Source organism: Streptomyces sp. IBSBF 2435, assembly GCF_036815005.1.
Classification (GTDB): Bacteria; Actinomycetota; Actinomycetes; order Streptomycetales; family Streptomycetaceae; genus Actinacidiphila.
In genome coordinates this window covers 1-25,694 of the sequence record NZ_JAJSYW010000095.1, presented here as the reverse complement: position 1 = coordinate 25,694, position 25,694 = coordinate 1, and the positions used below count along the sequence as shown (strand labels likewise).

Here is a 25,694-nt window from a genome sequence, read left to right as displayed (position 1 = left end):
CGGGGGGGCGGGGGGGGGGGGGCGGGGGGGGGGGGGGGGGGGGGCGCCCCCCCCCCCCCCCCCCCCCCCCCCCCCCGATCCGCGCCACGGCCCGCTCAGCCGAGTGTGGCCTTCTTCAGCGCCCGGGCCCGCCGGGCCACCCGGCGGACGGTGCGGTTGCGCGGCACGAACGCCAGCCGGGCAGGCACCGCGCCCGGCAGCCCCAGCGAGGTCAGCCGGCGCCGCTTGAAGTACGGCCAGGTGTCGGCGGTCAGGTTCGCGGCGAGCCAGGCGGCGGCCTCGTCCCGCAGGCCCGGGTGCGCCTGGGGCTGCATGCAGTAGCCCACGGCCCGCAGCAGCGGCGTGAGTTCGGCCGCCACCCGCTCGGGCGACGGCGGGGACCAGGCGCGTACCGCTTCGGCGTCGGCCAGGTCGGGCAGCAGCGCGTGCACGATCGTGACCGGCACCCGGTTGCTGTTCTGGTACGGCGCCAGGCGGTCGAGCAGCAGCCGGGTGCCGGCCCGCGCCACCGGGATGCCGTACAGCACGGACGCGGTGAGCAGCGCGGTGGAGAAGCAGCCGGCCACCAGCGCCGGACGCGCCCTCTGGTAGACCACCTCGGCCGGCACCGGGGAGTCCAGCACGGTCAACTCGGCTCCCAGCCTGGCGGCTTCGTCCCTGAGTGGTTCCGTCCAGTGCGCGGGGGCGGTCGGGTGCGGCTTGAAGACGATCCTGCGGTGCCCGAGCGCGACGGCGCCGCGCACCATCGACAGGTGCAGCCGCTCCTCCTCCTCGGTGCTGAGGATGCCGAGCGCCGACAGGTACTGGCCGAGCAGCAGGGCGCAGTCCCGCGGGACGGCGGCGAGGTCGCGGCCGACCGCGTCACCGGCCGCCTCGGCGACCTCGGCCAGCACCTTGGTGAATTCGGCGCTCGGCACCACCTGCGAGGGCACCCCGGACTCGGTGAGCAGCAGCGGTTCGAGACCGGGTACCAGGTCCAGGTGCAGCAGCCTGTCGATCCTGGTGTCCACCAGCAGTCCGAGCTTGTTGCGGGTCGGGCCGTACGACATCAGGCCGTCGGCGTAGACCGTGATCGGGGCGCCCAGGAAGACCTGCGCGAGGGACAGCGCGGGGGCGACCTGGATCGACTCCACGATCAGCTCGACGTCGTCGTCACCGAGCTGCCAGAGCAGCCGCACGTGCCGCTCCCACATGGGGATCTCGTTGGTACGCGGCAGCCAGCCGCCGGGGTGCTGCGGGTGGATCAGCCCGTTCCAGGACACGAGCCGGTCGAAACGGCCGCGCAGCGCCCCGAAGCCCGGCGCCAGGTCCGGGCCCGGCTGGGTCTCGGGCACCGAGGCGTTGTTGCTGACCACCAGGACGCGGCGGCCGGCCGCGGGTATGGTGCCGGCGTCCATCGCGGCGGCCAGCGTGGCGGCGCCGTACAGGGTGGACGCGAGGAAGAGCTGGGTGGTGGGCATCACACGACCGCCGATCCGTTGCTGTCGCGGGTGTCGGTGTCGTCGGGCCTGGCCGGCAGCCGCCAGCGCAGCCGCCGTATCTTCGTGCTCCGTTCGATGTCCATCGAGTCGAGCACGGTGTTCAGCACATCCCGGGGCAGCCGGCCGAGCGCCGCCGCGCAGGAGGACTTCAGGCGCCGGGCCATCGCCGGCTCCAAGCGGTCGATCTGGTCCAGGTGGAAGACGGTGAGCGCGCAGAACTGGCGTACCGCCTTCGGGAGGAAGCGGTCGCCCTCCGGGTCCTTGGCCAGCAGGTCGAAGGCGAGTTCGCAGGAGCGGATGAAGTCCAGCTGCCGCTCGTCGCCGATCGCGGTCAGCGACGTCGACACGCTGCGGCGGTAGTGCATGCCCAGCAGGCCCACCACGGCGACCGACTCGGCCTCCAGGTGCATGCGCCAGGCCCACAACCGGTCCTCGGCCGTGCGCAGTTCCTCCGGCATACGCAGCAGGCCCCGGTCGACCGTGCGCCGGTGGTACGCGCCGAAGGGGAGATTGGGATAGTCCACGAGCGAGGGCCGGTCGGCCGGCAGGATGCACGCGCGCGGATCGAGTACGACATTGCGGCGGCCGTGCGGCACCCGCACGATCTCGCGGGCGGTACCGGTGCATCTGACGTGGTCGGTGCGCAGGAAGTCGACGTCCAGCTCGTCCATCGCCCCGGCCAGCTGCGGAAGATAGCCCGGGGCCATCCAGTCGTCGCCGTCCATGAAGGTGAGGTAGTCGCCCCTGGCCGCGCCGATGCCCGCGTTGCGCAGGGCGGAGACCCCCGCGTGGTCCCGCCGCACCACGCGGGCGCCCGGCAGCGAGCGCGCTCCCTCCTCCAGCAGGCGGGGCGTCTGATCCGTCGACCCGTCGTCCATGAGCAGGAACTCGAAATCGGAACGGGCGTTGGCCTCAAGACTGCGTAGCGCGTCGGGAACGAATTGCTGCACGTTGAAAAATGTCACGATGACGGAGAGCTTGACCACCTGCCGAATCCTAAGGTCTCATCCGGCGGCCTGACGGGCGGGCGGGGAACGTTTGGGTAAACGGCGAATGGCCGGAAGGTGATGCCGTCAATGCGCGGGCGTACTCGCGAAGTAGCGGCATTCTGTTTACCCTTTGTTGGCCTGCGATTAGCGCATTCCACCCGCCTGCTTCCTACTGTCGGCGTGTGCCAGAACGTACGCCAGGCCCCCTGCGGATCACCGTGATCGCCGACTCGGACACCCGGTGGAAATGGGGCGCGCTGACCGCGCGCCGCATCGACCCCGACGCCCGCCTCGACGCACGGCTGCTCCGCGGCCGGGCCACCCCCACCCCGCGGCAGCTCGCCGAACTCGGCATCCCCGCCGACTCGATGGCCGAGTCGACCGCGGCCGAGATCCTGGCGCGGACCCACGCCGGCACCTGCGACGTACTCGTCCTCTCCTGCGTCGGCGGCACCGTCCAGGCCCTGCTGCACGGCTTGTCCCGCGCATGGGAAGGCCGCGCCCGCCGCCCGGTCGTCGTCACCGGATACGTCGGCGTGGTCTACGAGAAGCTCGCCGACGGGCTGCTGCTGCGCGCCGGAGCGGATGTCGTCCTGGCCAACAGCGCGGACGACGCCCGGCGGTTCAGGGACGTCTACGACGGGGTCGGCCACCCCGCGGGCGCCATCGTCGAGACCGCGCTGCCCTTCCTCGGCGGCGACCCCTACCGGGCCGACGACAGCCGGCCCTTCACCGTCACCTTCGCCGTGCAGCCCTCCGTGCCCGACAGCCGCGCCGACCGGCTGCACCTGCTGCGCCGCGCCGTCGAGCACGCCCGGCTGCACCCGTCGCGCGAGGTGCTGGTCAAGCTGCGCAGCAAGCCGGGCGAGCACACCACCCACATCGAGGAGCAGCCCTACCAGAAGCTGGTCGCCGCCCTCGACCCGCCGGCCAGCCTGCGGCTGGTCTACGGCAACATGGCCGAGGTCCTGGACCGCACCGACCTGCTGGTGACGGTCAGCTCCACCGCCGCGCTCGAATCGCTGCACCGCGGCATCCCGACGGTGGTCCTCACCGACCTCGGCATCCGCGAGTCCCTGGGCAACCACCACTTCCTGGGATCGGGCTGCTACGCCTCGTGGGACGAGCTGGACGACGGGCGCTTGCCGCGGGTCTCGCAGGAGTGGACCGCGGAGCACGGTGTCGCGAGCAGTGCCCCCTACGCCGCCCTGCGCGGCCGGGTGCGCGCGCTGCTCGACCTGCCGGAGCTTCCTGCGCTGTCCCCCTACTACACGCTGCGCACCGCGCCGGGCTACCTCCCCGGCATCCTGGCCCGCCACGGCCTCACCCCCAAGGGCGAGCCGATCGACGGCTTCACCCCGCGCGAGGCCGGCCCGGTCCGCCAGGCGGTCCGCGAATTCGTCCGCAACTCCGCCCGCACCGCGTACCGCCAGGGCGTCCAGCGGGTGGCCCCCACGATCCGCCGCTGGGGCCAGCTATGACGCTCGCGCCGGCGTGGCCATGGGGCTGCCGCCGCGTCGGCGGCTGCGCTTCCGCCGGGCACGGCGGCTGTGCGGCCCCCCTCCGGCACCGGGGTGCCCCCCGGGGGCGCTGGGGATACCCCCAGGCGAAGTTCTGGGGGCGGAACTGCGCGAGCAGCCCACCACCGGCCGGTGGTCCGGATGCGACAGCGACAGCCCCCTTTCGGCCGGTGGCGACGTGCAGTTTGTCGACGGCCGGTCGCGCAGTTCCCCGCGCCCCTACGGGGCACCCCCCGACGCGGGGGAGCCGAAGGACATCGCGCCCCCGGAGGGGGCAACCCGTTCGTGGCGGAGCCGCGAGTGATGACAGGAGCCACCTGATGAGCGAGACGTCCCGCCCGCCGGCGGACCCCACCACCCGGGCCGGAGGCCACACCGTGCTGGCCGTCATCCCCGCCCGCGGCGGCTCGAAGGGCGTGCCGGGCAAGAACCTCGCCCCGGTCGGCGGCGTGCCCCTGGTCGCGCGGGCGGTGCTCGCGTGCCTGCGGGCCAGGCGGGTCACGGCCGTCGCCGTGTCCACCGACGACCCGTCGATCGCCGAGGTCGCCAGGACGGCCGGCGCCGAGGTCGTCCTGCGGCCGCCGGCCATCGCGGGCGACACCGCGACCAGCGAGGCCGCGGTCCTGCACGCGATGGACGCGCACGAGGCGAGGACGGGCGCCGCCCCCGACGTGGTGCTGCTGGTGCAGTGCACCAGCCCCTTCATCACCCGTGAGGAGATCGACGGCGTCGTGGCCGCGGTCGTCGAGGGCGGCGCCGACACCGCCCACACCGTCGCCCCTTTCCACGGCTTCATATGGCGCGACCCGGCGGGGGACCCCGCCGGGGGCGACTCCGCCTACGGGGTAAACCACGACAAGGCCACCCGCCCGCGCCGCCAGGACCGGCCGCAGGACCTGCTGGAGACCGGCGCCGCCTACGCCATGCGCGCGGCCGGCTTCCGGGCCGCGGGCCACCGCTTCTTCGGGCGTACCGCGCTGGTCCGCGCCGACTCCGCGAAGGTGCTGGAGATAGACGAGCCCGCCGACCTCCAGCGCGCCCGCGCCCTGGCCCCGCTGCTCGACCCGGCGGCGGCCACCCCGACCGGCGACGACGTCGACGCGGTCGTACTGGACTTCGACGGCACCCAGACCGACGACCGGGTGCTGATCGACGCGGACGGACATGAGGCCGTCACCGTGCACCGCGGTGACGGGCTCGGGATCGCGGCCATGCGCCGTGCGGGACTTCCCGTCCTCATCCTGTCCACCGAGACCAACCCGGTCGTCGCCGCACGGGCGCGCAAGCTCGACGTCCCCGTACTGCACGGCATCGACCGCAAGGACCTCGCGCTCAAGCAGTGGTGCGAGGAGAACGGCATCGCGCCCGAGCGGGTGCTCTACGCCGGCAACGACGTCAACGACCTGCCGTGCTTCGGCCTGGTCGGCTGGCCCGTCGCCGTCGCCGGGGCCCACGACGTCGTACGGGCCGCGGCCCGCGCGATCACCACGGCCGACGGCGGCCACGGAGCGATCCGCGAGATCGCCGCGTGGCTGCTCGGCCCCACTCTGGCCCGCTGACCCGGCCACCTCCCCCCCGTCAGTCCCGAACACCGTAAGGAACCTCCCGTGACCTCTCCTCTCGCCTCCCTGCCCTCCAACCTCCGCCCGGTCGGCTCCCGCCACATCGGCAACGGCCAGCCCGTGTACATCACCGGCGAGATCGGCATCAACCACAACGGCGACCTGGAGAACGCGTTCGCCCTGATCGACGCGGCCGTCGCCGCGGGCTGCGACGCGGTCAAGTTCCAGAAGCGCACCCCGGAGATCTGCACCCCGCGCGACCAGTGGGAGATCGAGCGGGACACCCCGTGGGGCCGTATGACGTACATCGACTACCGGCACCGGGTCGAGTTCGACGAGGCCGGCTACCGCTCGATCGACGCGTACTGCCGCAAGCGCGGCATCGACTGGTTCGCGTCGCCGTGGGACGTGGAGTCCGTCGCCTTCCTGGAGGAGTTCGACGTGCCCGCGCACAAGGTGGCGTCCGCCTGCCTGACCGACGACGACCTGCTGCGCGCGCTGCGTGCCACCGGCCGCACGGTGATCCTGTCCACCGGCATGTCCACGCCCCGGCAGATACGGCACGCAGTGGAGGTGCTGGGCAGCGCCAGCATCGTGCTCTGCCACGCCACGTCGACGTACCCGGCCAAGCACGAGGAGCTGAACCTGCGGATGATCAACACCCTGCAGAACGAGTACCCGAACGTGCCCGTCGGCTACAGCGGCCACGAGGTCGGCCTCCAGACCACGCTGGCCGCCGTCGCGCTCGGCGCGGTCTTCGTCGAGCGGCACATCACCCTCGACCGCGCCATGTGGGGCTCCGACCAGGCCGCGTCCGTCGAGTCGCAGGGCCTGGAGCGGCTGGTCCGCGACATCCGCATCATCGAGGCCTCCCTCGGCGACGGCGTCAAGAAGGTCTACGACGGCGAGCTGGGCCCGATGAAGAAGCTCCGCCGGGTCGCCGGCGTGATCGCCGAGGCGCAGGCCGAGGCCGGCGCGGAGCCCGCGTCGGTCTGACCCCGGCACGGCGGCGGCGGAGGCCGCACGGACCACCAGGACCGCACCAAGCGATGACAAGGACGAGTCGATGGCCGACACCCCCGCCTCCGGCACCCTCCCGGCGCCCGACCCGGGCAACGGGGCCGTAGCGCTGGTCGAGTCACCCGTTCAACTGCTCAACGTCCTGGAGTGGGCGCACCTGCACCGCCCGGTCCTCGCCGCCCGCGACGGCCGCGCCCACCACGGCCCGCCCGTACGGGAGTCCGCCGCGCCGCTGACCGTCGTGGTGCTCTCGCCCGCCGACCCGACCAGCCGCGGCCAACTGCGGCGGATGGCCGAACTCGCCCGCGACGAGGGCGCGGTCGTCCGCTGGTACGAGGCCCGCGGCGGCCGGGGCGGCCTGCTGCGTACGGCGCTCGCGCTCGCCCCGCTGCTGCTGCGGGTCAGGCGGCTGGTCATCGGCGACCCGTTCTCGCGGCTGGTGCAGGTGCTGCTGCCGCTGTGCCGGGCCAGGGAGCTGACGGTGGTGGACGACGGCACCGCCACCATGGAGTTCACCGAAATCCTGTGCCGCGGCGGGCGGTTGGTGCGGTGGCACCGCAGCGGGCGGCGGCGCTCCCCGGTGGACGCGGCCTTCGGGGTCTTCGCGTCCGCCGCCAGGCGCCGGCTGACTCCCGGCGGGCGGCGGCACGTCCAACTCTTCAGCGCGATGCCCGCGACGCCGCCGGCCGGGATGCCGCTCGGTGCCAACCGCTTCGCGTGGACCCGGGAGCGCTTCGGGCCGCCGAGCGTGCTCGGCGGCACGGACCTGATCGGGACGTCGCTGGTCGAGACCGGGGTCGTCGATCCCGGCCACTACCTGGCGGTGGTCGCGGAACTGGCCCGGCGGCACGGGGCGAAGCGGTATTTCGCGCACCGCAAGGAGGCGCCGGACAAGCTGCGCCTGCTCGCCGCCGAGACTGGCCTGGAGATCGTCCGGCCCGACCTGCCGCTCGAACTCGTCGCCCGGCGCGGGCCGACCGGGCGGAAGGTGCTGTCGTTCCCCTCGACGGTCGTCCATACGCTGCCGCTCGTGCTGGACGGCACGGGGGTGGACATCGAGGTCGTCGACATCGACCCGGCCTGGCTCACGTCGGGGGCGGCCCCCCGGGCCCACACGTTCCTCGCGGGTATCACCCACTCGGCCCGCAACCTCCACAACCTGCCTCCGGCGGCCACCCGCACGACGTGACGTGCCGTCTCCGGCAGAGGAACGCCGCCCCGCAGGCAGGGGCGCCCCGCGGGGGCGCGGGGACCCGCGCGACCGGCCACAGCGCGGCGGCACTGTGAACGCCACAGAAAGCGGCACCCGCCCAGGGACGCGGGGAACCGCGCGACAAGCCCCCACCGGGCAGCAGGTGTGAAGTCCGACAGCCACCCCGCAGGGGCTCGTTCGCCTCGCGTCCAACCTGACGTAACCCGATGATCATCTCCGTGGTGTCACATATGGGAATGGCGGGATCTTTACGCGGGCCGACCCCCGCACACCCCTCGGACCCGGAACCCTCCGCTCCTGCGGCGCGAGCCGCACGCGACGCGTGCATCGCCGTCGTCACCGGCGGTGGTGTCGACGGCGACTCCCGGGCACTGAGAGTCGCGGCAGCCGCACGCACCGCGGGCTACCGCGTGACCCTGGTGGGCCAGGCGCCCGCCACCGTGGCGCCGCGCGGCATCGACGTACGGCGGGTCGTCGTCCAGGGCGTCCTGGGCAACCACCGGGTGCGGCGCCCGCGCCCGGGACTGCGCTGGCCGTTCGCGTACCGCAGCGCCGGCGCGCACGACCACCGGACGGTCCGACTCGCCGCCGCCCACGCGCTGCTGGTGACCCGGTCGGCCGAACTCAACCTGGTGCACCGACCCTTGCCGCTGCTGGCGCTGGCCAGATGCGGCCACGCGCTGGCCCGGCTGCGCTACGGGCTACGGGCCGGCTGGACCCGGGTGCGGGCCGCGCAGTACCAGGCCGCCGTACGCCGCCGGCGCAGCCCCGACGCGCGGCTCGACAACCTGATGACGGACGTCACCCGGCTGCTGCTCGGCCGCCGGGCCTGGCGCCGCCTCGACCCCGGCCTGCTCGACGAGGAGGTCGCGTACGGCCCGGTGCTCGACGAGGTGCGCCCGCATCTGATCCACGCGCTGGGCCACCGGGCGCTGGGCGTCGCGATCAGGGCGGCGCTGCGCGCGGAAGGCGCCGGCCACCGGATCGAGGTGGTGTGGGACGTACCGCCGCGCACCCCGGGCCCGTCCCGCCGGGCCACCGTCGCGGGTGACGCGCACGAGCGGTCCTTCGCCCGCGAGGCGGACGGCGTCGTCACGGTCGGCGAGGGCCTGGCCCGCGAGCTGCGGGCCAGGCACCGGCTGTCGGCGACCCCCGCGGTCGTACGCAACGCCCCGCCGCTGGCCGCGACCACGGCCCGGCACCCGCACGGCGTACGGGACCGCTGCCGCCTGGGTCCCGACGTACCGCTGCTGGTCCACGCGGGACCCGTCACACCCGACCGCGGACCGGCCACCGTCATCGAGGCGCTGCCCAAGCTCTACGACCTGCACGCCGCCTTCGTCGTCCCCGACCCGGACCACCCCGACCTGGCCGCCCTGCGCGAACGCGCCGCCCAGCTCGGCGTCGACGGGCGGCTGCACGTGCTGCCGTACGTGCCGGTCGCGGAGATCCCGGCGTTCCTGGCATCGGCCGACATCGGCGTCCTGCCGGTGCACAAGCTCCCGCACCACCAGTCGGTGCTGGCCACCCGCTACTTCGAGTACGCCCACGCACGGCTGCCCGTGGTGGTCAGCGATGTCCGCGCGATGGCCGCGGCGACCCTGGAACTGGGCAACGGCGAGGTCTTCCGCGCCGCCGACACCGCCGATTTCGTCCGCGCGGTCGGCGCGGTCCTGACCAACCCGCGCCGCTACCGCAAGGCCTACGACCGCGTCGACATCCTCCGCACCTGGTCCTGGCAGACCGAATCCACCCCCCTCCTCGACCTCTACGCCCGCCTCCTCGGCCCCTAGGGCGTCAGCGCGTCGAGGCCGAGGGAGATGTGGAAGGGGACCGGGCGCTTGAGGCCGTGCCGGAAGACGCCCGCGGGCGCGTACGCCCCGGTCGGCCGGTCCAGCCCGTAGACGTAGACGTAGACGGCGGCGGTGCCGTCCTCGTCCTCGACGCACCAGCAGTGCGCGATGCCGGCCTCCGCGTAGGTGCGCAGCTTGACCGCCAGCCCAGCGACAGCGTCCTGCCTGGGGCTTCACGTCGTCGTCACATGAGTGCCGTAGGTTGTCACCAGCCGTCACGGAAGCGCCGGGCGCATCAGTGCGCGTTGCCTCGCGGGCGGGTGCTCGTTGAGCGAGTATGGGTGTGTTCGTGTCCGAACCCCAAAAGGGTGGGCATACCCCAGAGGATGACCGGGTATGCGCTGATCGGGCGACTTCTTCTCCTCCTACTGCACTTAATTTTGTCCGATCAGCCCAGAGGAGCCGGTCATGGGGCCTACCCTGACTGGGGTGAACGACTCACCCGCAGCGCCGTCCGGTGCGCTGTCCGAAACACTGCGCCATGAGCTCATCGCCTTCCGACGTGACCTGCACCGGCACCCGGAGCTGAGCCGGCAGGAGTTCAGGACGACCGGAAAGATCAAGGCCAGGCTCGAACTGGCCGGGCTGAACCCGGTCGTGCTGCCCGGCGGCACCGGCCTGGTCTGCGACATCGGGCCCGACGACCCGACCCGGGGGCGGCTGGCGCTGCGCGCCGACATCGACGCTCTTCCGGTGCCGGACACCAAGAACGTGGAATACCGCTCGACCTTCGAGGGCCGGGCGCACGCCTGCGGGCACGACGTGCACGCCACCGTCGTGCTCGGCGCGGGCCTGGTGCTGGCGGACCTCGCGGCGCAGGGCCGGCTGCCGCGTCCGGTGCGGCTGGTCTTCCAGGCGGCCGAGGAGGTCATGCCCGGCGGCGCGCTCGACGCGGTGAAGGCCGGCGTGCTCGACGGGGTGGAACGTATCTTCGCCGTCCACTGCGACCCCAAGGTCGAGGTCGGCAGGATCGGCCTGCGGCAGGGCCCGATCACCTCGGCGGCCGACAAGCTGCTGCTCACCCTGGACGGCCCCGGCGGGCACAGCGCCCGGCCGCATCTGACCACCGACCTGGTGATGGCCGCCGCCAAGCTGGCCACCGAGCTGCCGGTCGTACTGACCCGCCGCGCCGACCCGCGCTCGGGCCTGAGCGTGGTGTGGGGCCGTATCGAGGCCGGCCACGCGGCGAACGTCATCCCGCAGCACGCCGAGCTGGAGGGCACCGTCCGCTGCCTGGAGCTGACCGCCTGGCACGAGGCACCCGACCTGGTGCACGAGGTGATCGACCAGGTCGCCGCGATGTACCGGGCCAAGTGCGAGATCACGTACCAGCGCGGGGTGCCGCCGGTGGTGAACGAGGCGGTGTCGACCGAGCTGCTGCGGGACGCGATGACCGCGCGGCACGGCCTGCACGCGGTGGAGGACACCGAGCAGAGCCTCGGCGGCGAGGACTTCTCCTGGTATCTGGAGCAGGTGCCCGGCGCGCTCGCCCGGCTCGGGGTGCGGCCGGTGGGGGACACCGTCAAGCGTGATCTGCACCAGGGTGACTTCGACGCCGACGAGGGCGCGATCACGGTCGGTGTGGAGCTGTTCACCGGGGTTGCGCTGCTGGTCTGACACCGGGTGAGGCCATGGCTACGGGAGCTTCACCTGGCGGAAATGCGTCGATCCGATAACAGGCCTTCATACGGTCTTTACCTGACATCTACGCGCGTTAAGCTCCCGCTTAGCCAGCGCCGGACGGGGCGCTTCGAACCGAAGGGGACCCTCTTGCGCCGGGTATCCAAGATCGCTGCCGCGGGTGTGGTCTCCGCGGCTCTCGCACTGACCGCGACCGCGTGCGGCAGCAGCACCACGTCGGACAGCGGCTCGACGGGCGGCAGCGGCTCCAGCAGCAGCTCGTCCGGTGGCGGCGGCAAGACCAAGGGCGTGGGCATGGCCTACGACGTCGGCGGCCGTGGCGACCACTCCTTCAACGACTCCGCGGCCCGCGGCCTGGACAAGGCCGACGGCGAGCTGAAGCTGGACTCGAAGGAGCTGACCGCCGCCAACGGCGAGACCGAGTCGGACCGCGTGGAGCGGCTCGACTCGCTCGCCGCGGCCGGCTACAACCCCGTTGTCGCGGTCGGCTACACCTACGGTACGGCCGTCACGACGGTCGCCAAGAAGTACCCGAACGTGACGTTCGGCCTGGTCGACTCGGTCGTCGACGCGCCGAACGTGGACAGCATGGTCTTCGCCACCGAGCAGAGCTCGTACCTGGCCGGTGTGGCCGCCGCGCTCAAGTCCAAGACCGGCAAGGTCGGCTTCATCGGCGGTGTGCAGAACACCCTGATCGGCACCTTCGACGCCGGCTTCGCGCAGGGCGTCAAGGACACCAAGCCCAGCGTCCAGCTGACCCGCGAGTACCTGTACAAGACCGACCCGCGCGGCTTCAACGACGCGACGTCGGCCGCCGCCAAGGCCCAGGGCATGCTGGACAAGGGCGTCGACGTGATCTACACCGCCGCCGGCCTGTCCGGTGACGGCTCGATCCAGAAGGTGGCCGGCAAGTCCGGTGCCTGGGCGATCGGCGTGGACTCCGACCAGTACACCGACACGGCGCTGGCGAAGTACAAGAACAGCATCCTCACCTCGGCGATCAAGAACGTCGACGTGGCGGTCTACGACCTGATCAACTCGGTGAAGAAGGACAACAAGCCGAAGGTCGGCACCAACTCCTACGACCTCGCCAACAACGGTGTGTCGCTCGCGACCTCCGGCGGCTTCATCGCCGACATCCAGTCGCAGATCGACGCGGCCAAGCAGAAGATCGTCTCGGGTCAGGTCAAGGTGAGCTCCACCCCGTGAAGCACGTGAGCCACGTGTTCCACTGCGGGTGAGCCGGTACGGCCTGCGAGGCCCGGCGGGGATGCTGCGGCAGCCCCCGCCGGGCCTCGGTCGCGGTCCGGGCCGGTTTGGTCCCGGCCTGTCCCGGTCCGGCCCCGGACCCTTCCCGGTCCCCGCCCCGCTTCCGTCCGGGTCGTGACGATTCCGTGCTGTGAAAAGCCGACGCTACGCGCGTAGCGTCTCTTTCCCGCGATACCTTCACCACCACCGCCCCGAGCCTTTCCCCCGAGGAGAGTGCGCCATCAACGCGTCCACGAGTCCACCCGCCGTCGAGCTGCGCGGCATCACCAAGCGGTTCCCCGGTGTCGTCGCCAACCACGACATCGACATCACCGTGCGCAGCGGCACCGTGCACGCCCTCGTGGGCGAGAACGGCGCCGGCAAGTCCACCCTGATGAAGATCCTCTACGGCATGCAGAAGCCGGACGAGGGCACCATCGCGATCCACGGCGAACAGGTCGTCTTCGGCGACCCGGGCGACGCCATCGCCCGCGGCATCGGCATGGTGCACCAGCACTTCATGCTCGCCGACAACCTCACCGTGCTGGAGAACGTCGTCCTCGGCAGCGAGAAGGCGTACGGCATCGGCGGACGCGCCCGCGCCCGTATCAAGGAGATCTCCGACTCCTACCAGCTCGGCGTACGGCCCGACGCGCTCGTCGAGGATCTGGGCGTCGCCGACCGCCAGCGGGTGGAGATCCTCAAGGTCCTCTACCGCGGCGCCCGCATCCTGATCCTGGACGAGCCGACCGCGGTCCTGGTGCCGCAGGAGGTCGACGCGCTCTTCGAGAACCTGCGCGGCCTGAAGTCCGAGGGCCTGACCGTCATCTTCATCTCGCACAAGCTCGGCGAGGTGCTGTCGGTCGCCGACGAGATCACCGTCATCAGGCGCGGCACCACGGTCGGCGAGGCCGACCCGCGCACGACCACAGCCAAGCAGCTCGCCGAGCTGATGGTCGGCAGCGAACTCCCCTCGCCCGAGACCCGCGAGTCCACCGTCACGACCGAGCCGATGCTCACCGTGGAGGGCCTGCGGCTGTTCGAGACCGACTCCGACGGCGTCGAGCGGACCGTGCTGGACGACATCGGCTTCACCATCCACAAGGGCGAGGTCCTCGGCATCGCGGGCGTCGAGGGCAACGGGCAGGCCGAACTGGTCGAGGCCGTCATGGGCATGCGCGCCCTGAACTCCGGCGTGCTGACCCTGGACGGCCGGAACATCTCCCGGGCCCCCACCCGCTCCCGCCGCGAGGACGGCATCGGCTACATCCCCGAGGACCGGCACCGGCACGGGCTGCTGCTCGAAGCGCCGCTGTGGGAGAACCGCATCCTCGGCCACGTCACCGAGCGCCCCAACAGCCGCGGCTTCCTGATCGACCCGGGCGCCGCCCGCCGCGACACCGAGCGGATCGTCAAGGACTACGACGTCCGTACACCCGGTATCGAGGTGACCGCCGCGTCGCTGTCCGGCGGCAACCAGCAGAAGCTGATCGTCGGCCGTGAGATGAGCCACCTGCCGAAGCTGCTGATCGCCGCGCACCCCACCCGGGGCGTGGACGTCGGCGCGCAGGCGCAGATCTGGGACCAGATCAGGGCCGCCCGCCGGGAGGGCCTGGCGGTGCTGCTGATCTCCGCCGACCTCGACGAGCTGATCGGCCTGTCCGACACGCTGCGGGTGATGTACCGCGGCCGGCTGGTCGCGGACGCCGACCCCGCCACCATCACCCCGGAGGAGCTGGGTTCGGCCATGACCGGAGCGGCCGCGGGCCACCTCGAACACGAGCCGGAGGCGCCTGGCGGCACAGGGCCGTCCGGAGACGACACGTCCGGGGGAGAGGACCGATGAAGAAGTTCGACAAGGACCGGGTGCTGCTCGGCCTCGCCGCCCCGGTGCTCTCCGTGCTGGGCGCGCTGATCGTCACCGGCCTGGTGCTGCTGGCCAGCGGCAAGGAGCCCTTCCACGCCTTCCACGTGATGCTGACCTACGGCAGCAAGTCCGACAGCCAGGTCTATATCCTCAACAAGGCGACCCCGTACTACCTCTCGGGTCTCGCGGTGGCCATCGGCTTCCGGATGAACCTGTTCAACATCGGTGTCGACGGGCAGTACCGGCTCGCCGCCTTCTTCGCCGCCGCCGTCGGCGGCTCGATGTCGATCCCCGGCTTCATCCAGATCCCGATCATCATCCTCACCGCGATGGTGGTGGGCGCCGCGTGGGCGGCGATCGCCGGTGTGCTCAAGGTGACCCGCGGGGTCAGCGAGGTCATCTCGACGATCATGCTCAATTCGATCGCGGGCATCGTCATCGGGTACTTCCTGCAGGACGGCAGACTCGGTGTGACCGACAAACTGGCCAACACCATCACCACCAAGCCGATCCCGTCCAGCAGCCACCTGTTCAACTTCACCACCGCCACCGACCCGGTGGTCGGCTTCATCGTCTTCGCGGGCCTGGCCGGTGTCCTGTACTGGTTCGTGCTGTCCCGCACCCGCTTCGGCTTCGACCTGCGCTCGGTCGGCCGCTCGGAGTCCGCGGCGCAGGCCAGCGGGGTCAGCGTGAAGAAGATGGTGGTGGTCAGCATGCTGATCTCCGGCGCGATGGCCGGCCTGGTCGGCATGTCGACGCTGCTCAACCAGTCCTACCAGTTCAGCACCGACTTCCCGGCCGGTATCGGCTTCACCGGTATCGCGGTCGCGCTGCTCGGCCGCAACAACCCCATCGGCATCGCGATCGGCGCGCTGCTGTGGGCCTTCCTCGAACGCGCCTCCAACGGCCTGGAGTTCGAGGGGTACGACAAGGAGATCGTCGGTGTGATCCAGGGCGCCATCGTGCTCGCGGTCGTCATCGCCTACGAACTCGTACGCCGCTACGGCCTCGCACGGCAGCAGCGCCAGGTCGGAGCGGAACTCGCCGCGGCCGGCTCCGACGACAAGCAGGAGGTGTCGGCGTGACTGCCACCGCTACTCAGACCCCGCCGCCTGCCGCACCCCGGACCGGCGGCGGCAAGGGCGGCAGGCACCGGCTCTCCGTCCCGGTGGTCCTGCTGATCGTGGCCGCCGCGCTGATAGTGATCTCCGCGGTGCGCGCCATCGCGGGCGCCGACGACGTCACCTCCTCCGGCCAGATCGCCGGCGCGCTGACCGGCGCCGTACCGATCGCGCTCGCCGGCCTCGGCGGCCTGTGGTCGGAGCGGGCCGGCGTGGTCAACATCGGCCTCGAAGGCATGATGATCCTCGGCACCTTCTTCGGCGCCTGGGCCGGCTGGAGCCTCAACCCGTGGATGGGCGTGCTCGCCGGTGTCCTCGGCGGTATGGCGGGCGGCCTGCTGCACGCGGTCGTCACCGTCACCTTCGGGGTCGACCACATCATCGCCGGTGTGGCGATCAACATCCTGGCCGCCGGCGTCACGGCGTATCTCGCCAAGCGCATCTTCAACGTCGGCAAGGCGGCCAGCGAGGGCGGCACCCCCAAGCAGTCGCCACCGATCGAGGACATCAAGTCCTTCACCGTGCCCGGCCTCTCGCACTGGCTGTCCACGCTGGAGAAGCACCACTGGTTCCTGATCTCCGACCTGGCCGGCGTCATCGGCGGCCTGGTCACCAACATCTCCTCGCTGACACTGCTCGCCGTGGCGCTCTTCGTGGGCACCTTCTTCGTGCTGTGGCGTACGTCCTTCGGCCTGCGGCTGCGCTCCTGCGGTGAGAACCCGGTGGCCGCGGAATCGCTCGGCGTCAACGTCTACCTGTACAAGTACGTGGCCGTGACGGTCTCCGGCGGCCTCGCCGGACTCGGCGGCGTCTTCCTCGCCATCGGCACGCACTTCTACCTCGAAGGCCAGACCAGCGGGCGCGGCTACATCGGCCTCGCCGCGATGATCTTCGGCAACTGGCGGCCCGGCGGACTGGCCATGGGCGCGGGCCTGTTCGGCTACGCCGACAGCCTCCAGCTGCGCAGCGGCAGCGACTCGGTGCACGCGCTGCTCCTGCTGCTCGCCGTGCTGCTGCTGGCGATGGCGATCTGGAAGTACGTCCGCAAGGCGTACCTGTCGGCCGGCTTCGCGATCGGCTTCGCGGTGCTGCTGGCCGTCTGGTACGTCACCACCGACACCGTCCCCGGCGAGGTCGTCCAGGCCTCGCCGTACGTCGCCACGCTGCTGGTCATGGGCCTGTCCGCGCAACGGCTGCGGATGCCCAAGGCGGACGGGCTGCCCTACCGGAAGGGGCAGGGCGGATGACGCGGCCCGCACCCGGCGCCGAGGTCGACTGGGAAGCGCTGCGGTCCGCCGCCCGGGACATCATGGAGCGGGCCTACGCGCCCTACTCCGGCTTCCCGGTCGGCGCCGCGGCCCTGGTCGACGACGGGCGTACGGTCGTCGGCTGCAATGTCGAGAACGCGGCCTACGGCGTCGCGCTGTGCGCCGAATGCGGCCTGGTCTCCGCCCTGCACGCCTCGGGCGGCGGCCGGCTGACCGCCTTCAGCTGCGTGGACCGGCACGGCGACCCGCTGATGCCGTGCGGGCGCTGCCGCCAGCTGCTGTGGGAGAACGGCGGCCCGGCGCTGCTGGTCGACACCGCGGCCGGGGTACGCCCGATGAGCGAGATCCTGCCGGACGCCTTCGGCGCGGACGACCTCGGCCGGTAGGCCGTCGCGGCACCGGTCCGAGCCCCAGAGACTGCAAGGAAGCAGAGCACCATGGACGTCATTTCCGTCATCCGTACCAAGCGCGACCGCGGCCGGCTCAGCGACGAGCAGATCGACTGGGTGGTCGACGCCTACACCCGCGGCGAGGTCGCCGACGAGCAGATGTCCGCGCTCGCCATGGCGATCCTGCTCAACGGCATGGACCGCGCCGAGATCGCCCGCTGGACCGCCGCGATGATCGACTCCGGTGAGCGGATGGACTTCTCGGCGCTCAGCCGGCCGACCGCCGACAAGCACTCCACCGGCGGCGTCGGCGACAAGATCACCCTCCCGCTGGCCCCGCTGGTCGCCGCGTGCGGCGCGGCGGTGCCGCAGCTGTCGGGCCGCGGCCTCGGCCACACCGGCGGCACGCTGGACAAGCTGGAGTCCGTCCCCGGCTGGCGGGCGGCGCTGTCCAACGACGAGATGATGGCCGTGCTCGGCGACACCGGAGCGGTCATCTGCGCGGCGGGCGACGGCCTCGCGCCGGCCGACAAGAAGCTCTACGCGCTGCGCGACGTGACCGGGACGGTCGAGGCGATCCCGCTGATCGCCTCGTCCATCATGTCCAAGAAGATCGCCGAGGGCACCGGGTCGCTCGTGCTCGACGTGAAGGTGGGCTCCGGGGCCTTCATGAAGTCCCTGGAGGACGCGCGTGAGCTGGCCGCCACGATGGTGGGCCTCGGCACCGACCACGGTGTACGGACCGTCGCGCTGCTCACCGACATGTCCGTACCGCTCGGCCTGACGGCGGGCAACGCGCTCGAAGTCCGCGAGTCCGTCGAGGTGCTGGCCGGCGGCGGCCCCGCCGATGTCGTCGAACTCACCCTCGCGCTGGCCCGCGAAATGCTCACCGCTGCCGGCCTGCCGGACGCCGACCCCGCCAAGGCGCTGGCAGACGGCTCGGCGATGGACGTCTGGCGCCGCATGATCAGGGCGCAGGGCGGGGACCCGGACGCCGCGCTGCCCACCTCCCGCGAGCAGCACGTCATCGCGGCGCCCGCCACGGGGACGCTCACGGCCCTGGACGCCTACGCGGTCGGCGTGGCCGCCTGGCGCCTCGGCGCGGGCCGCGCCCGCAAGGAGGACGCGGTCCAGGCGGGAGCGGGCGTCGAATGGCACGCCAGGCCCGGCGACCTGGTCCAGGAGGGCACGCCGCTGCTGACCCTCCATACCGACACGCCGGGGAAGTTCCCGTACGCGGAGGAGGCTTTGGCCGGGGCCTTCTCGGTCGTGGCTGATGCCCCGACCTCCGAACCCAGGCCCATCGTGCTGGACCGGATCGCCTGAACATCCCCTGCGGGGTGGCCGTTCAGGGCGGTGCCCCTTGCGGTGGCCGCTCGCCTGCTTGCCGGTGGGGGCTCGTCGCGCAGTTCCTCGCGCCCCCGGGGCGGGTGCCAGCCCCACCGCAAGGGGCGGCCCCTCAGGCGCGGCGAGACCCCGCGGGGGGGTGGCGCAGGGCGCGGCCGAAGCCCGTGGCCAGGGGCATGCGGAGTCCCAGGGGCGGCGGAGCCGCGAGCGCGTCGGCGACCGGCCGGGCGTAGGGCTGGTCCAGGAGCGAGCCCAGGACGAAGTCCGTGGTGAGCGCGAAGACCTCGGCCCGGTGCTGGTGCAGCCCGTGCCCGTCCGAGTGGACCTCGAACCTGCACACCTGGCGGTTGACCTTCTTGGCCCGCTCCGCGAAGCGGTAGGAGAGGTCCGGGTCGGTGGACTCGTCCTGCGTCCCGTGCACGATCAGCACCCGCCGCCCGATCAGCTGCTTGACCGGCTCCGGCTCCGGGCCGCCCGGCAGCCACGGGGCCAGCGCCACCACGGAGCCCACCGCGGGGTGCCCGGCCGCGTGCAGGGCGGCCCGCCCGCCCATGTCCATGCCGACCAGGCACACCGGCACGTCGCCGTAGCGCCGTACCGCCTCGCCGACGGCCCACTCCGCGTCCTCCGCGGGATGCGCGTGGCCGCCGTTCCAGCCGCGGAAGCGGTAGTGGACGACGTGCGCGACGACCCCGTCGGCGACGCCCTCGCGCACCAGGTGCCGTGCGAGCGGCCACATCAGGGCGGCGGCCATCGGCGAACGGCGCCGCGTGCTCAGCGCGTCGCCGCCCGGCAGCGCGAGCACCACCGCGCGGAAGGTGGCGCCGGTCGCGCCCCCGTCGTCGGGCCGTTCGCCTCCCCGGAGCCGCTGGCCCGGCAGGAGGTGCCCCCAGCCCGGCGCCGGTACCAGGCCGGGCGCGACAGGGCGCCCGAGCCGGGCGCCACGCGCCGGTAATGCTTGTGAAGCCATGCCGCAACGATCGCAGACGCAGGGGTGTGCACAGTATGGCCGGGCGGAAAATAATTGCTCGATCGACCGGATCTACGCGCGTAGGGCGTACAGTTCCGTGCATGCAGAACCCAAAACCGGGCGTTCCGACCCGGGACCAGATCCGCCGCGCCCCCAAGGTGCTGCTGCACGACCACCTGGACGGTGGCCTGCGCCCCGGCACCATCGTCGACATCGCGCTGGCAACCGGCTATGACGCGCTGCCCGAGACCGACCCCGACAAGCTGGGGACCTGGTTCAGGCAGGCTGCCGACTCCGGTTCGCTGGAGCGGTATTTGGAGACGTTCGCGCACACCTGCGCGGTGATGCAGACCCGTGACGCGCTGATCCGGGTCGCCGCCGAGTGCGCGGAGGACCTGGCGGCCGACGGCGTCGTATACGCCGAGGTGCGGTACGCGCCCGAACAGCACCTGGAGGGCGGGCTCACCCTCGAAGAGGTCGTGGAAGCGGTCAACGCGGGCTTCCGCGAAGGCGAGCGGCGGGCGCGGGAGAACGGCGACCGGATCAGGGTCGGCGCGCTGCTCACCGCGATGCGGCACGCCGCCCGCTCCCAGGAGATCGCCGAACTCGCCAACGCCTACCGGGACCTGGGCGTCGTAGGTTTCGACATCGCGGGCGCCGAGGACGGTTACCCGCCCACCCGGCACCTGGACGCGTTCGACTACCTGAAGCGGGAGAACAACCACTTCACGATCCACGCCGGCGAGGCGTTCGGCCTGCCCTCGATCTGGCAGGCGCTCCAGTGGTGCGGCGCCGACCGGCTCGGCCACGGGGTGCGGATCATCGACGACATCGAGGCCGGTCCCGGCGGGGAGGTGTCGCTCGGCCGGCTGGCGGCGTACGTACGCGACAAGCGGGTACCGCTGGAGATGTGCCCGACGTCCAATCTGCAGACCGGCGCGGCCAGTTCATACGCCGAGCATCCGATCGGCCTGCTGCGGCGCCTGTACTTCCGGGTGACGGTCAACACCGACAACCGCCTGATGTCGGGGACGAGCATGAGCCGCGAGTTCGAGCACCTGGTCGAGGCCTTCGGATACACGCTCGACGACATGCAGTGGTTCACCGTCAACGCGATGAAGTCAGCGTTCATCCCTTTCGATGAACGTCTCGCCATGATCAACGAGGTCGTCAAGCCGGGTTACGCCGAACTCAAGGCCGAATGGCTCTTCGAGCACACGACCGCGGCAAGGCCGCTGGCCAGCGGTTCCGCCGTCGCCGAGGGCTGAGCGCACGAGGCGGCGGGCGCGCCCGGGAGGGCGGCGCGGGCGCGCCACGCCGGTTGCACGGCGGGTGAGGGCATGGCTACGTTCCGGAGTTATGCAGACTCGAACCAAGAAGACCCTCGCGACCACCGTGCTCGGCCTGGCCTTCGCCGCCGCGGCCGGCGGCAGCGCGTCCGCCGCCGCCACAACCGGCCTGGCCGGCACCGATGTGCTCAGCTCCCTCCCGGTCGCCTCGGCCGCCAACCTCGTACCGGGGGCCGGCACCTCCGCCGCCGGCGCCAAGGGCGCCCTCTCCAAGGGCACCTCGGCACTCTCCGGCAAGGCCTCCAGCCTGCTGCCCTCGGGCAACCACCTCGACGGCAACCAGATCGCGCCCGTGGCCGGCCTGCTGGGCGGCCTCCCGATCGGCGGCTGATCCGCCCGGATCCTCAGCGCCGTCCGCGTCGGTGGGCGCCCCCTGCCTAGGGGGCGCCCACTTCCGTAGGGGTGCGGGGGGCGCCCTCGCGCAGGAGCACGGCCTCGCGCCGGCGCAGGCGGGCGCGTACCGCCGGGACGACCAGCAGATGTGCCAGGGCCACGCCCGCCGTGTTGAGGATCAGCGCGTCCACGTCGAAGAGCTGGCCCGGGACCATGGTCTGGGTGAACTCGACCGATATCGAGACCATCAGCCCGGCGAAGACGGTACGGACGAAGGACGCCACCCCAGACGTCTCGACCCGCCCGCCGGCCATCGGCAGCAGGATGCCGAGCGGCGCCAGCAGGCCGAGGCCCGCCAGCAGACGGCGGGCCGCCTGCGCGGAGCCCATCTGCAGGTCGTCCCCGATCGTGCCGAACGGCCGCAGATTCGGCGACGGCACCCACGCCACGTAATGCGGGCGCAGCAGCAGCCAGGCGGCGAACGCGAGGTAGGCGGCGGTCAGCAGGAGCCCGGCCGCGCGCACCCGGTACATGGAGCCTTCGTGCTGCACACCGCCCAAGACGCGGGAGGCGCGCCGTCCGGTTCCCGTGACCGGGGTGTGACGCTCCGCACGTCGGCCGGCCGCCGTCCGCGTCAGGGCAGCTCGGTGCCCGCCGTGTCGGCCGCCTGAGGCTGGGTGCGCAGGTCCGGCGTACAGGTGTAGCGGCGGACCCTGCTGCCGTCCTCCGATCCGCCGAGGACCACGCTGTGGCCGGCGGAGGCCAGCGGGCTCACCGCGATCGTGCAGACGATCTGCGCCAGCGCGAAGGACGGCAGATCCCCGATCGGCTGCCCGAGCCGCAGCGCGTCGTCCGGGTCGCCGGGACCGGGTCCCGATACCTCCAGCGTGCCGGGCACCGCCGTGGCGAAGCCCGCTTTCGCCTCGTCTCCCAGCACGCTGCGGTGCAGCTGGGCGACCAACTCCCTGACCTGCGCCACCCGGCCGGCCGGGCGCACCCGCACCTGTACCGTCCGGGGCACCGGTGTGGTCTGCATCCCGCACACCAGGTAGACCTGCTCCACCGCCGCGTCCGCCGCGTCGGGTGAGTTCTCGGCCTGGGGTATGGCGCAGGACGCCCGCGAGGGCGCGGGTCCCGCGTCGACCGGCACCGAGGTCGTACGGATGCCGCAGCCGGTGGCCAGCGGCAGCACCGCGAGCAGCACCGCGCCGCTCGCCGCGAGCCCGCCGGACCGCCGACGCCGCCGGGGCGGCACGGAACACCCCCTCATCGCGCACCGCCCCCCGCGCCGCCGGGCGCGCCCTGGCCGCCGCCGTTGACCGCGTCGGACGCCTCGTCCTGGCGCGGGTGGCGGGGGAGCCGCAGGGTGAAGACGGCGCCGCCCGACGGGCCGTTCGCGGCGGTGATGTCGCCGCCGTGGATGTGCGCGTTCTCCATCGCGATGGACAGGCCCAGCCCGCTGCCCTCGGAGCGGGCCCGGGACGCGTCGGCCTTGTAGAAGCGGTCGAAGACGTGCGGCAGCACCTCCTCGGGGATGCCCGGCCCGCGGTCGGAGACCGCGATCTCGATCTCGCCCGCGCCGCCGCCGTCGGGACCCGTGTCCGTACCGCCGCCGCCAGGACCGGACTCGTCGCCCGCAGGACCCGTACCGCGGACCGTGACCCGTACCGGCGAACCGCCGTGCTTGAGGGCGTTGCCGATCAGATTCGCCATGATCACGTCCAGCCGCCGCGGGTCGAGGGTGGCCAGCAGCCCGCGGGGCGCGTCCAGTTCCACCGAGTCCAGCCAGGCCCTCGCGTCCATGCAGGCCATCACCTGCTCACCGACGTCCACCTCGTCCACCCGCAGCTTCGCGGTACCCGCGTCGAACCGGGTGACCTCCATCAGCGTCTCCACCAGTTCGTTCAGCCGCCGGGTCTCGCTGACCACCAGGCGTACGGCGGGCGCGATCATCGGGTCGAGCGCCTCCGCCTCGTCCTCCAGCACATCGCTGACCGCGGTGATCGCGGTCAGCGGGGTACGCAGCTCGTGCGACATGTCCGCGACGAAGCGGCGGCTGGCCGCCTCCCGGGCGCTCAGCTCCTCGACCCGGGTCTCCAGCGCCTCCGCCGCGTTGTTGAACGTCCGCGACATCTCCGCCAGCTCGTCGGTGCCCGACACCTTCAGCCGGGTGTCCAGATGCCCCTCGCCCAGCCGCTGCGCCGCCTCGCCGAGCCGCCGCACCGGGCGGAGCACCGCCGCGCCCGCGGCCTGCGCCAGCAGCGCGGAGCCGATCAGCGCCAGCAGCGTCGCGATGCCCAGCGACCAGGCCAGCGAATTGAGGTCCTTGCGCTCGGCGTCCAGTGACTTGAGCATGTAGCCGGTCGGCCCGTCGCCGTTGATCCGCGCCCCCGCTACCAGGTACGGGCGGCCCTCCAGCGAGATCCGCTCCCAGTGCAGGTGGTACCTGTGGTCATTGGTGTGCACGGTGTTGACGGCCTTCTGGAGCGTCGCCGGCACATCGTCGAGGGTGAACACGTCGCGGTTCGACGTCGCCGCGCACTCCTGGCTGTCGGGCGCGGTGCTGATCAGCACCACCTGATACGTGTCGGAGTCGCCTATCCGGCTCGCCGTGCTGTCCAGCGACTGGCAGGTCGGGCTGACCGGCAGCGACGCGGCACTGCGCTGGAGCGAGTCGCGGAAGTCGTTGAGCGCGCTGTTCTGGGCGCGGGTCAGCACGGCGTCGCGGTTAAGCCAGTACGCGATGCCGGACACCGACACCGCCGCGGTCAGCGCGACCGCCGCGAAGACCGCGACCAGCCGCAGCCGCAGACTCGTCCACCGCAGCAGGCCGGAACCCCACCTGCCGCCCGTGCCGGAAGTCACTGCGGCGTGTCCAGGCGGTAGCCGACGCCGCGGACGGTACGGATCAGGGCCGGCGACGACGGCACATCCTCGATCTTGGCGCGCAGCCGCTGCACACACGCGTCCACCAGGCGCGAGTCGCCCAGGTAGTCGTGCTCCCACACCAGCCGCAGCAACTGCTGGCGGGACAGCGCCTGGCCCGGCCGGCGGCTCAGCTCCAGCAGCAGCCGCAGCTCGGTCGGGGTGAGCTGGAGATCCTTGCCGTCCTTGGTCACCGTCATGGCGTTGCGGTCGATGACGATCGAGCCGAAGGCGGCGGAGTCGGTGCTGTCCCGCTCGCCGCGGCGCAGCACGGCACGGATCCGGGCGTCCAGCACCCGGGGCTGCACCGGCTTGATCACATAGTCGTCGGCCCCCGACTCCAGGCCGACGACCACGTCGATGTCGTCACTGCGCGCGGTGAGCAGGATGATCGGCAGCTGGTCGGTGCGCCGGATACGCCGGCACACCTCGAAGCCGTCGATACCCGGCAGCATCACGTCGAGCACGATCAGGTCGGGACGCTGCTCCTTGAGGAGCTTCAGGCCGTCCTCGCCCGTCGCCGCGGCCACCACGCGGTGACCCTGGCGGGACAGGCCGAGTTCGAGACCGGTGCGGATGGCGTCGTCATCCTCGATCAGCAACAGGAAGGGCACGCCGGACATTGTTGCCTACCTCCGGCGGCCGGATGAAGTGCGGGGGACAACCCGTGCCCCCGGGCACCCCCCGGGGCGGGGGGCTCTGTGACGGGCCTGTGACACTCGGCGGACAGCCCCATGAAACTGGCCCGGCAGGCTGGAGCCACTTCGGACAGCGCACGCCGCACAGGCTGCGACGCCGGAAGCCACGCTGAAGGTTCCATCGACGGGGGCGCGACATGAACGCACTGCTCGGCACCACCACCGCCGCGGTCCACTCGACGCGTGCGCACTCCTTTGCCAGGTCCACCGAGATGTCCGGCGCCGCGGGCGGACGGGGGTACGCCCGCGGCGCCGGACGCACCGCCGGCGCGTCGGTGGTCAAGCAGCGGCCCGCGTACATCACACCGCTGGAGCCGGCCGCGCCTGCCGTCCCCTCGGTCGACACGGAGGCCGAGTTCACCGCGTACGTACGGGAGCGCCGCGCCTCGCTCTACGCGACCGCGTACCACCTGACCGGCGACCGTTTCGCGGCCGAGGACCTGCTGCAGAGCGCGCTGCTGTCCACGTACCGGGCGTGGGACCGGATCAGCGACAAGGCCGCCGTCGGCGGGTATCTGCGCCGCACCATGACCAACCTGCACATCAGCGCCTGGCGGCGGCGCAAGCTCAGCGAATACCCGACGGAGGAACTGCCCGAGACGGTCGGCGACACCGACGAGATGGGCGGCACCGAGCTGCGCGCCGTCCTGTGGCAGGCGCTCGCCCGCCTGCCCGAGCAGCAGCGCACCATGCTGGTGCTCCGCTACTACGAGGGCCGCACCGACCCGGAGATCGCCGACATACTCGGCATAAGCGTCGGCACGGTGAAGAGCAGCATCTGGCGCTCCCTGCGCCGGATGCGCGATGACGAAGCACTGAGCTTCGGCCGCGACGAGGAGTCCGCCTTCGGCGAACTCGTCGCCTAGCAGACCCGGGGGGTAAGGGGGTACGGGGGTACGG

General features: G+C 72.4%; 22 protein-coding genes and 1 pseudogene. 15 read left to right on the top strand and 8 right to left on the bottom strand.

Going from position 1 to position 25,694, the window contains the following annotated elements; all coding sequences use genetic code 11:
• Window positions 1–95: 95 nt before the first annotated feature.
• Together V7E46_RS19355 and V7E46_RS19350 are read right to left on the bottom strand one after the other, a co-directional pair.
• Window positions 96–1,460 carry a polysialyltransferase family glycosyltransferase gene (locus V7E46_RS19355; protein ID WP_333769580.1) on the bottom strand — a complete coding sequence of 455 codons (1,365 nt, stop codon included), beginning with the start codon at window positions 1,458–1,460 and terminating at the stop codon, window positions 96–98.
• Entirely contained in the window at window positions 1,460–2,467 is a 1,008-nt protein-coding gene (locus V7E46_RS19350) for a glycosyltransferase family 2 protein (protein WP_333769579.1), read from the bottom strand. The genes V7E46_RS19355 and V7E46_RS19350 overlap by 1 nt, the downstream gene beginning before the upstream one ends.
• A gap of 185 nt (window positions 2,468–2,652) precedes the next feature.
• Between V7E46_RS19350 and V7E46_RS19345 the strand changes: the two genes are divergently transcribed.
• From V7E46_RS19345 to V7E46_RS19325, 5 genes are all read left to right on the top strand, one after another.
• Window positions 2,653–3,951, top strand: coding sequence for a DUF6716 putative glycosyltransferase (locus V7E46_RS19345; RefSeq protein WP_333769578.1), 1,299 nt, complete (start codon window positions 2,653–2,655; stop codon window positions 3,949–3,951).
• Between the two features lie 359 nt (window positions 3,952–4,310).
• Window positions 4,311–5,549 carry an acylneuraminate cytidylyltransferase gene (locus V7E46_RS19340; RefSeq protein ID WP_333769577.1) on the top strand — a complete coding sequence of 413 codons (1,239 nt, stop codon included), beginning with the start codon at window positions 4,311–4,313 and terminating at the stop codon, window positions 5,547–5,549.
• A gap of 48 nt (window positions 5,550–5,597) precedes the next feature.
• Window positions 5,598–6,548: an N-acetylneuraminate synthase family protein gene (locus tag V7E46_RS19335; protein WP_443054243.1), complete on the top strand. Its 951-nt coding sequence runs from the start codon at window positions 5,598–5,600 to the stop codon at window positions 6,546–6,548.
• Between the two features lie 70 nt (window positions 6,549–6,618).
• A complete protein-coding gene (locus V7E46_RS19330; protein WP_333769576.1) occupies window positions 6,619–7,761 on the top strand; it encodes a hypothetical protein in 1,143 nt (380 codons plus the stop codon).
• Window positions 7,762–8,021: 260 nt separating this feature from the next.
• Window positions 8,022–9,578 (top strand): glycosyltransferase, encoded by a 1,557-nt coding sequence (locus V7E46_RS19325; protein ID WP_333769575.1) that lies wholly within the window; start codon window positions 8,022–8,024, stop codon window positions 9,576–9,578.
• On the opposite strand, the pseudogene V7E46_RS19320 reads toward V7E46_RS19325, so the two are convergent.
• Window positions 9,575–9,778, bottom strand: a pseudogene (locus V7E46_RS19320) (Uma2 family endonuclease); the annotation flags it as partial. The gene V7E46_RS19325 and the pseudogene V7E46_RS19320 sit on opposite strands and share 4 nt — an antisense overlap.
• 268 nt (window positions 9,779–10,046) lie before the next feature.
• Between V7E46_RS19320 and V7E46_RS19315 the strand changes: the two are divergent.
• From V7E46_RS19315 to V7E46_RS19285, 7 genes are all read left to right on the top strand, one after another.
• On the top strand, window positions 10,047–11,255 hold the full coding sequence (locus V7E46_RS19315; RefSeq protein ID WP_333769574.1) for an amidohydrolase: 1,209 nt from the start codon (window positions 10,047–10,049) through the stop codon (window positions 11,253–11,255).
• 153 nt (window positions 11,256–11,408) lie between these two features.
• Window positions 11,409–12,488 carry a BMP family lipoprotein gene (locus V7E46_RS19310; RefSeq protein ID WP_329175348.1) on the top strand — a complete coding sequence of 360 codons (1,080 nt, stop codon included), beginning with the start codon at window positions 11,409–11,411 and terminating at the stop codon, window positions 12,486–12,488.
• 280 nt (window positions 12,489–12,768) lie between these two features.
• Entirely contained in the window at window positions 12,769–14,373 is a 1,605-nt protein-coding gene (locus V7E46_RS19305; protein ID WP_329182397.1) for an ABC transporter ATP-binding protein, read from the top strand.
• Window positions 14,370–15,479, top strand: coding sequence for an ABC transporter permease (locus V7E46_RS19300; protein ID WP_333769573.1), 1,110 nt, complete (start codon window positions 14,370–14,372; stop codon window positions 15,477–15,479). Before V7E46_RS19305 ends, V7E46_RS19300 begins: the two co-directional genes overlap by 4 nt.
• Window positions 15,476–16,762, top strand: coding sequence for an ABC transporter permease (locus V7E46_RS19295; protein ID WP_333769572.1), 1,287 nt, complete (start codon window positions 15,476–15,478; stop codon window positions 16,760–16,762). The genes V7E46_RS19300 and V7E46_RS19295 overlap by 4 nt, the downstream gene beginning before the upstream one ends.
• Window positions 16,759–17,169 carry a cytidine deaminase gene (locus tag V7E46_RS19290; RefSeq protein ID WP_329175342.1) on the top strand — a complete coding sequence of 137 codons (411 nt, stop codon included), beginning with the start codon at window positions 16,759–16,761 and terminating at the stop codon, window positions 17,167–17,169. The genes V7E46_RS19295 and V7E46_RS19290 overlap by 4 nt, the downstream gene beginning before the upstream one ends.
• 51 nt (window positions 17,170–17,220) lie before the next feature.
• On the top strand, window positions 17,221–18,498 hold the full coding sequence (locus V7E46_RS19285) for a thymidine phosphorylase (RefSeq protein WP_333769571.1): 1,278 nt from the start codon (window positions 17,221–17,223) through the stop codon (window positions 18,496–18,498).
• Window positions 18,499–18,631: 133 nt separating this feature from the next.
• On the opposite strand, the gene V7E46_RS19280 is transcribed toward V7E46_RS19285, so the two are convergent.
• A complete protein-coding gene (locus V7E46_RS19280) occupies window positions 18,632–19,489 on the bottom strand; it encodes a dienelactone hydrolase family protein (protein ID WP_333769570.1) in 858 nt (285 codons plus the stop codon).
• 50 nt (window positions 19,490–19,539) lie between these two features.
• Between V7E46_RS19280 and V7E46_RS19275 the strand changes: the two genes are divergently transcribed.
• Both V7E46_RS19275 and V7E46_RS19270 read left to right on the top strand, forming a co-directional pair.
• The gene (locus tag V7E46_RS19275; protein ID WP_443054245.1) at window positions 19,540–20,757 is read left to right on the top strand and encodes an adenosine deaminase; all 1,218 of its coding nucleotides are present in this window, start codon (window positions 19,540–19,542) and stop codon (window positions 20,755–20,757) included.
• 91 nt (window positions 20,758–20,848) lie between these two features.
• Window positions 20,849–21,169 (top strand): ATP-binding protein, encoded by a 321-nt coding sequence (locus V7E46_RS19270; protein ID WP_333769568.1) that lies wholly within the window; start codon window positions 20,849–20,851, stop codon window positions 21,167–21,169.
• A gap of 46 nt (window positions 21,170–21,215) precedes the next feature.
• Here the strand turns inward: V7E46_RS19270 and V7E46_RS19265 are convergent, their stop codons facing one another.
• The 4 genes from V7E46_RS19265 to V7E46_RS19250 all read right to left on the bottom strand — a co-directional run bounded on the left by V7E46_RS19265 (window position 21,216) and on the right by V7E46_RS19250 (window position 24,710).
• Complete coding sequence (locus V7E46_RS19265) at window positions 21,216–21,704, bottom strand: VanZ family protein (RefSeq protein WP_443054244.1); 489 nt, start codon at window positions 21,702–21,704, stop codon at window positions 21,216–21,218.
• A gap of 101 nt (window positions 21,705–21,805) precedes the next feature.
• Window positions 21,806–22,426, bottom strand: coding sequence for a hypothetical protein (locus V7E46_RS19260; RefSeq protein ID WP_333769566.1), 621 nt, complete (start codon window positions 22,424–22,426; stop codon window positions 21,806–21,808).
• Window positions 22,427–22,437: 11 nt separating this feature from the next.
• On the bottom strand, window positions 22,438–24,036 hold the full coding sequence (locus tag V7E46_RS19255) for a HAMP domain-containing sensor histidine kinase (protein ID WP_333769565.1): 1,599 nt from the start codon (window positions 24,034–24,036) through the stop codon (window positions 22,438–22,440).
• Window positions 24,033–24,710: a response regulator transcription factor gene (locus V7E46_RS19250; protein ID WP_333769581.1), complete on the bottom strand. Its 678-nt coding sequence runs from the start codon at window positions 24,708–24,710 to the stop codon at window positions 24,033–24,035. Before V7E46_RS19250 ends, V7E46_RS19255 begins: the two co-directional genes overlap by 4 nt.
• Before the next feature lie 221 nt (window positions 24,711–24,931).
• Here V7E46_RS19250 and V7E46_RS19245 point away from each other — a divergent pair, with 221 nt between their 5' ends.
• Window positions 24,932–25,660 (top strand): SigE family RNA polymerase sigma factor, encoded by a 729-nt coding sequence (locus V7E46_RS19245; RefSeq protein ID WP_333769564.1) that lies wholly within the window; start codon window positions 24,932–24,934, stop codon window positions 25,658–25,660.
• Window positions 25,661–25,694 lie beyond the last annotated feature (34 nt).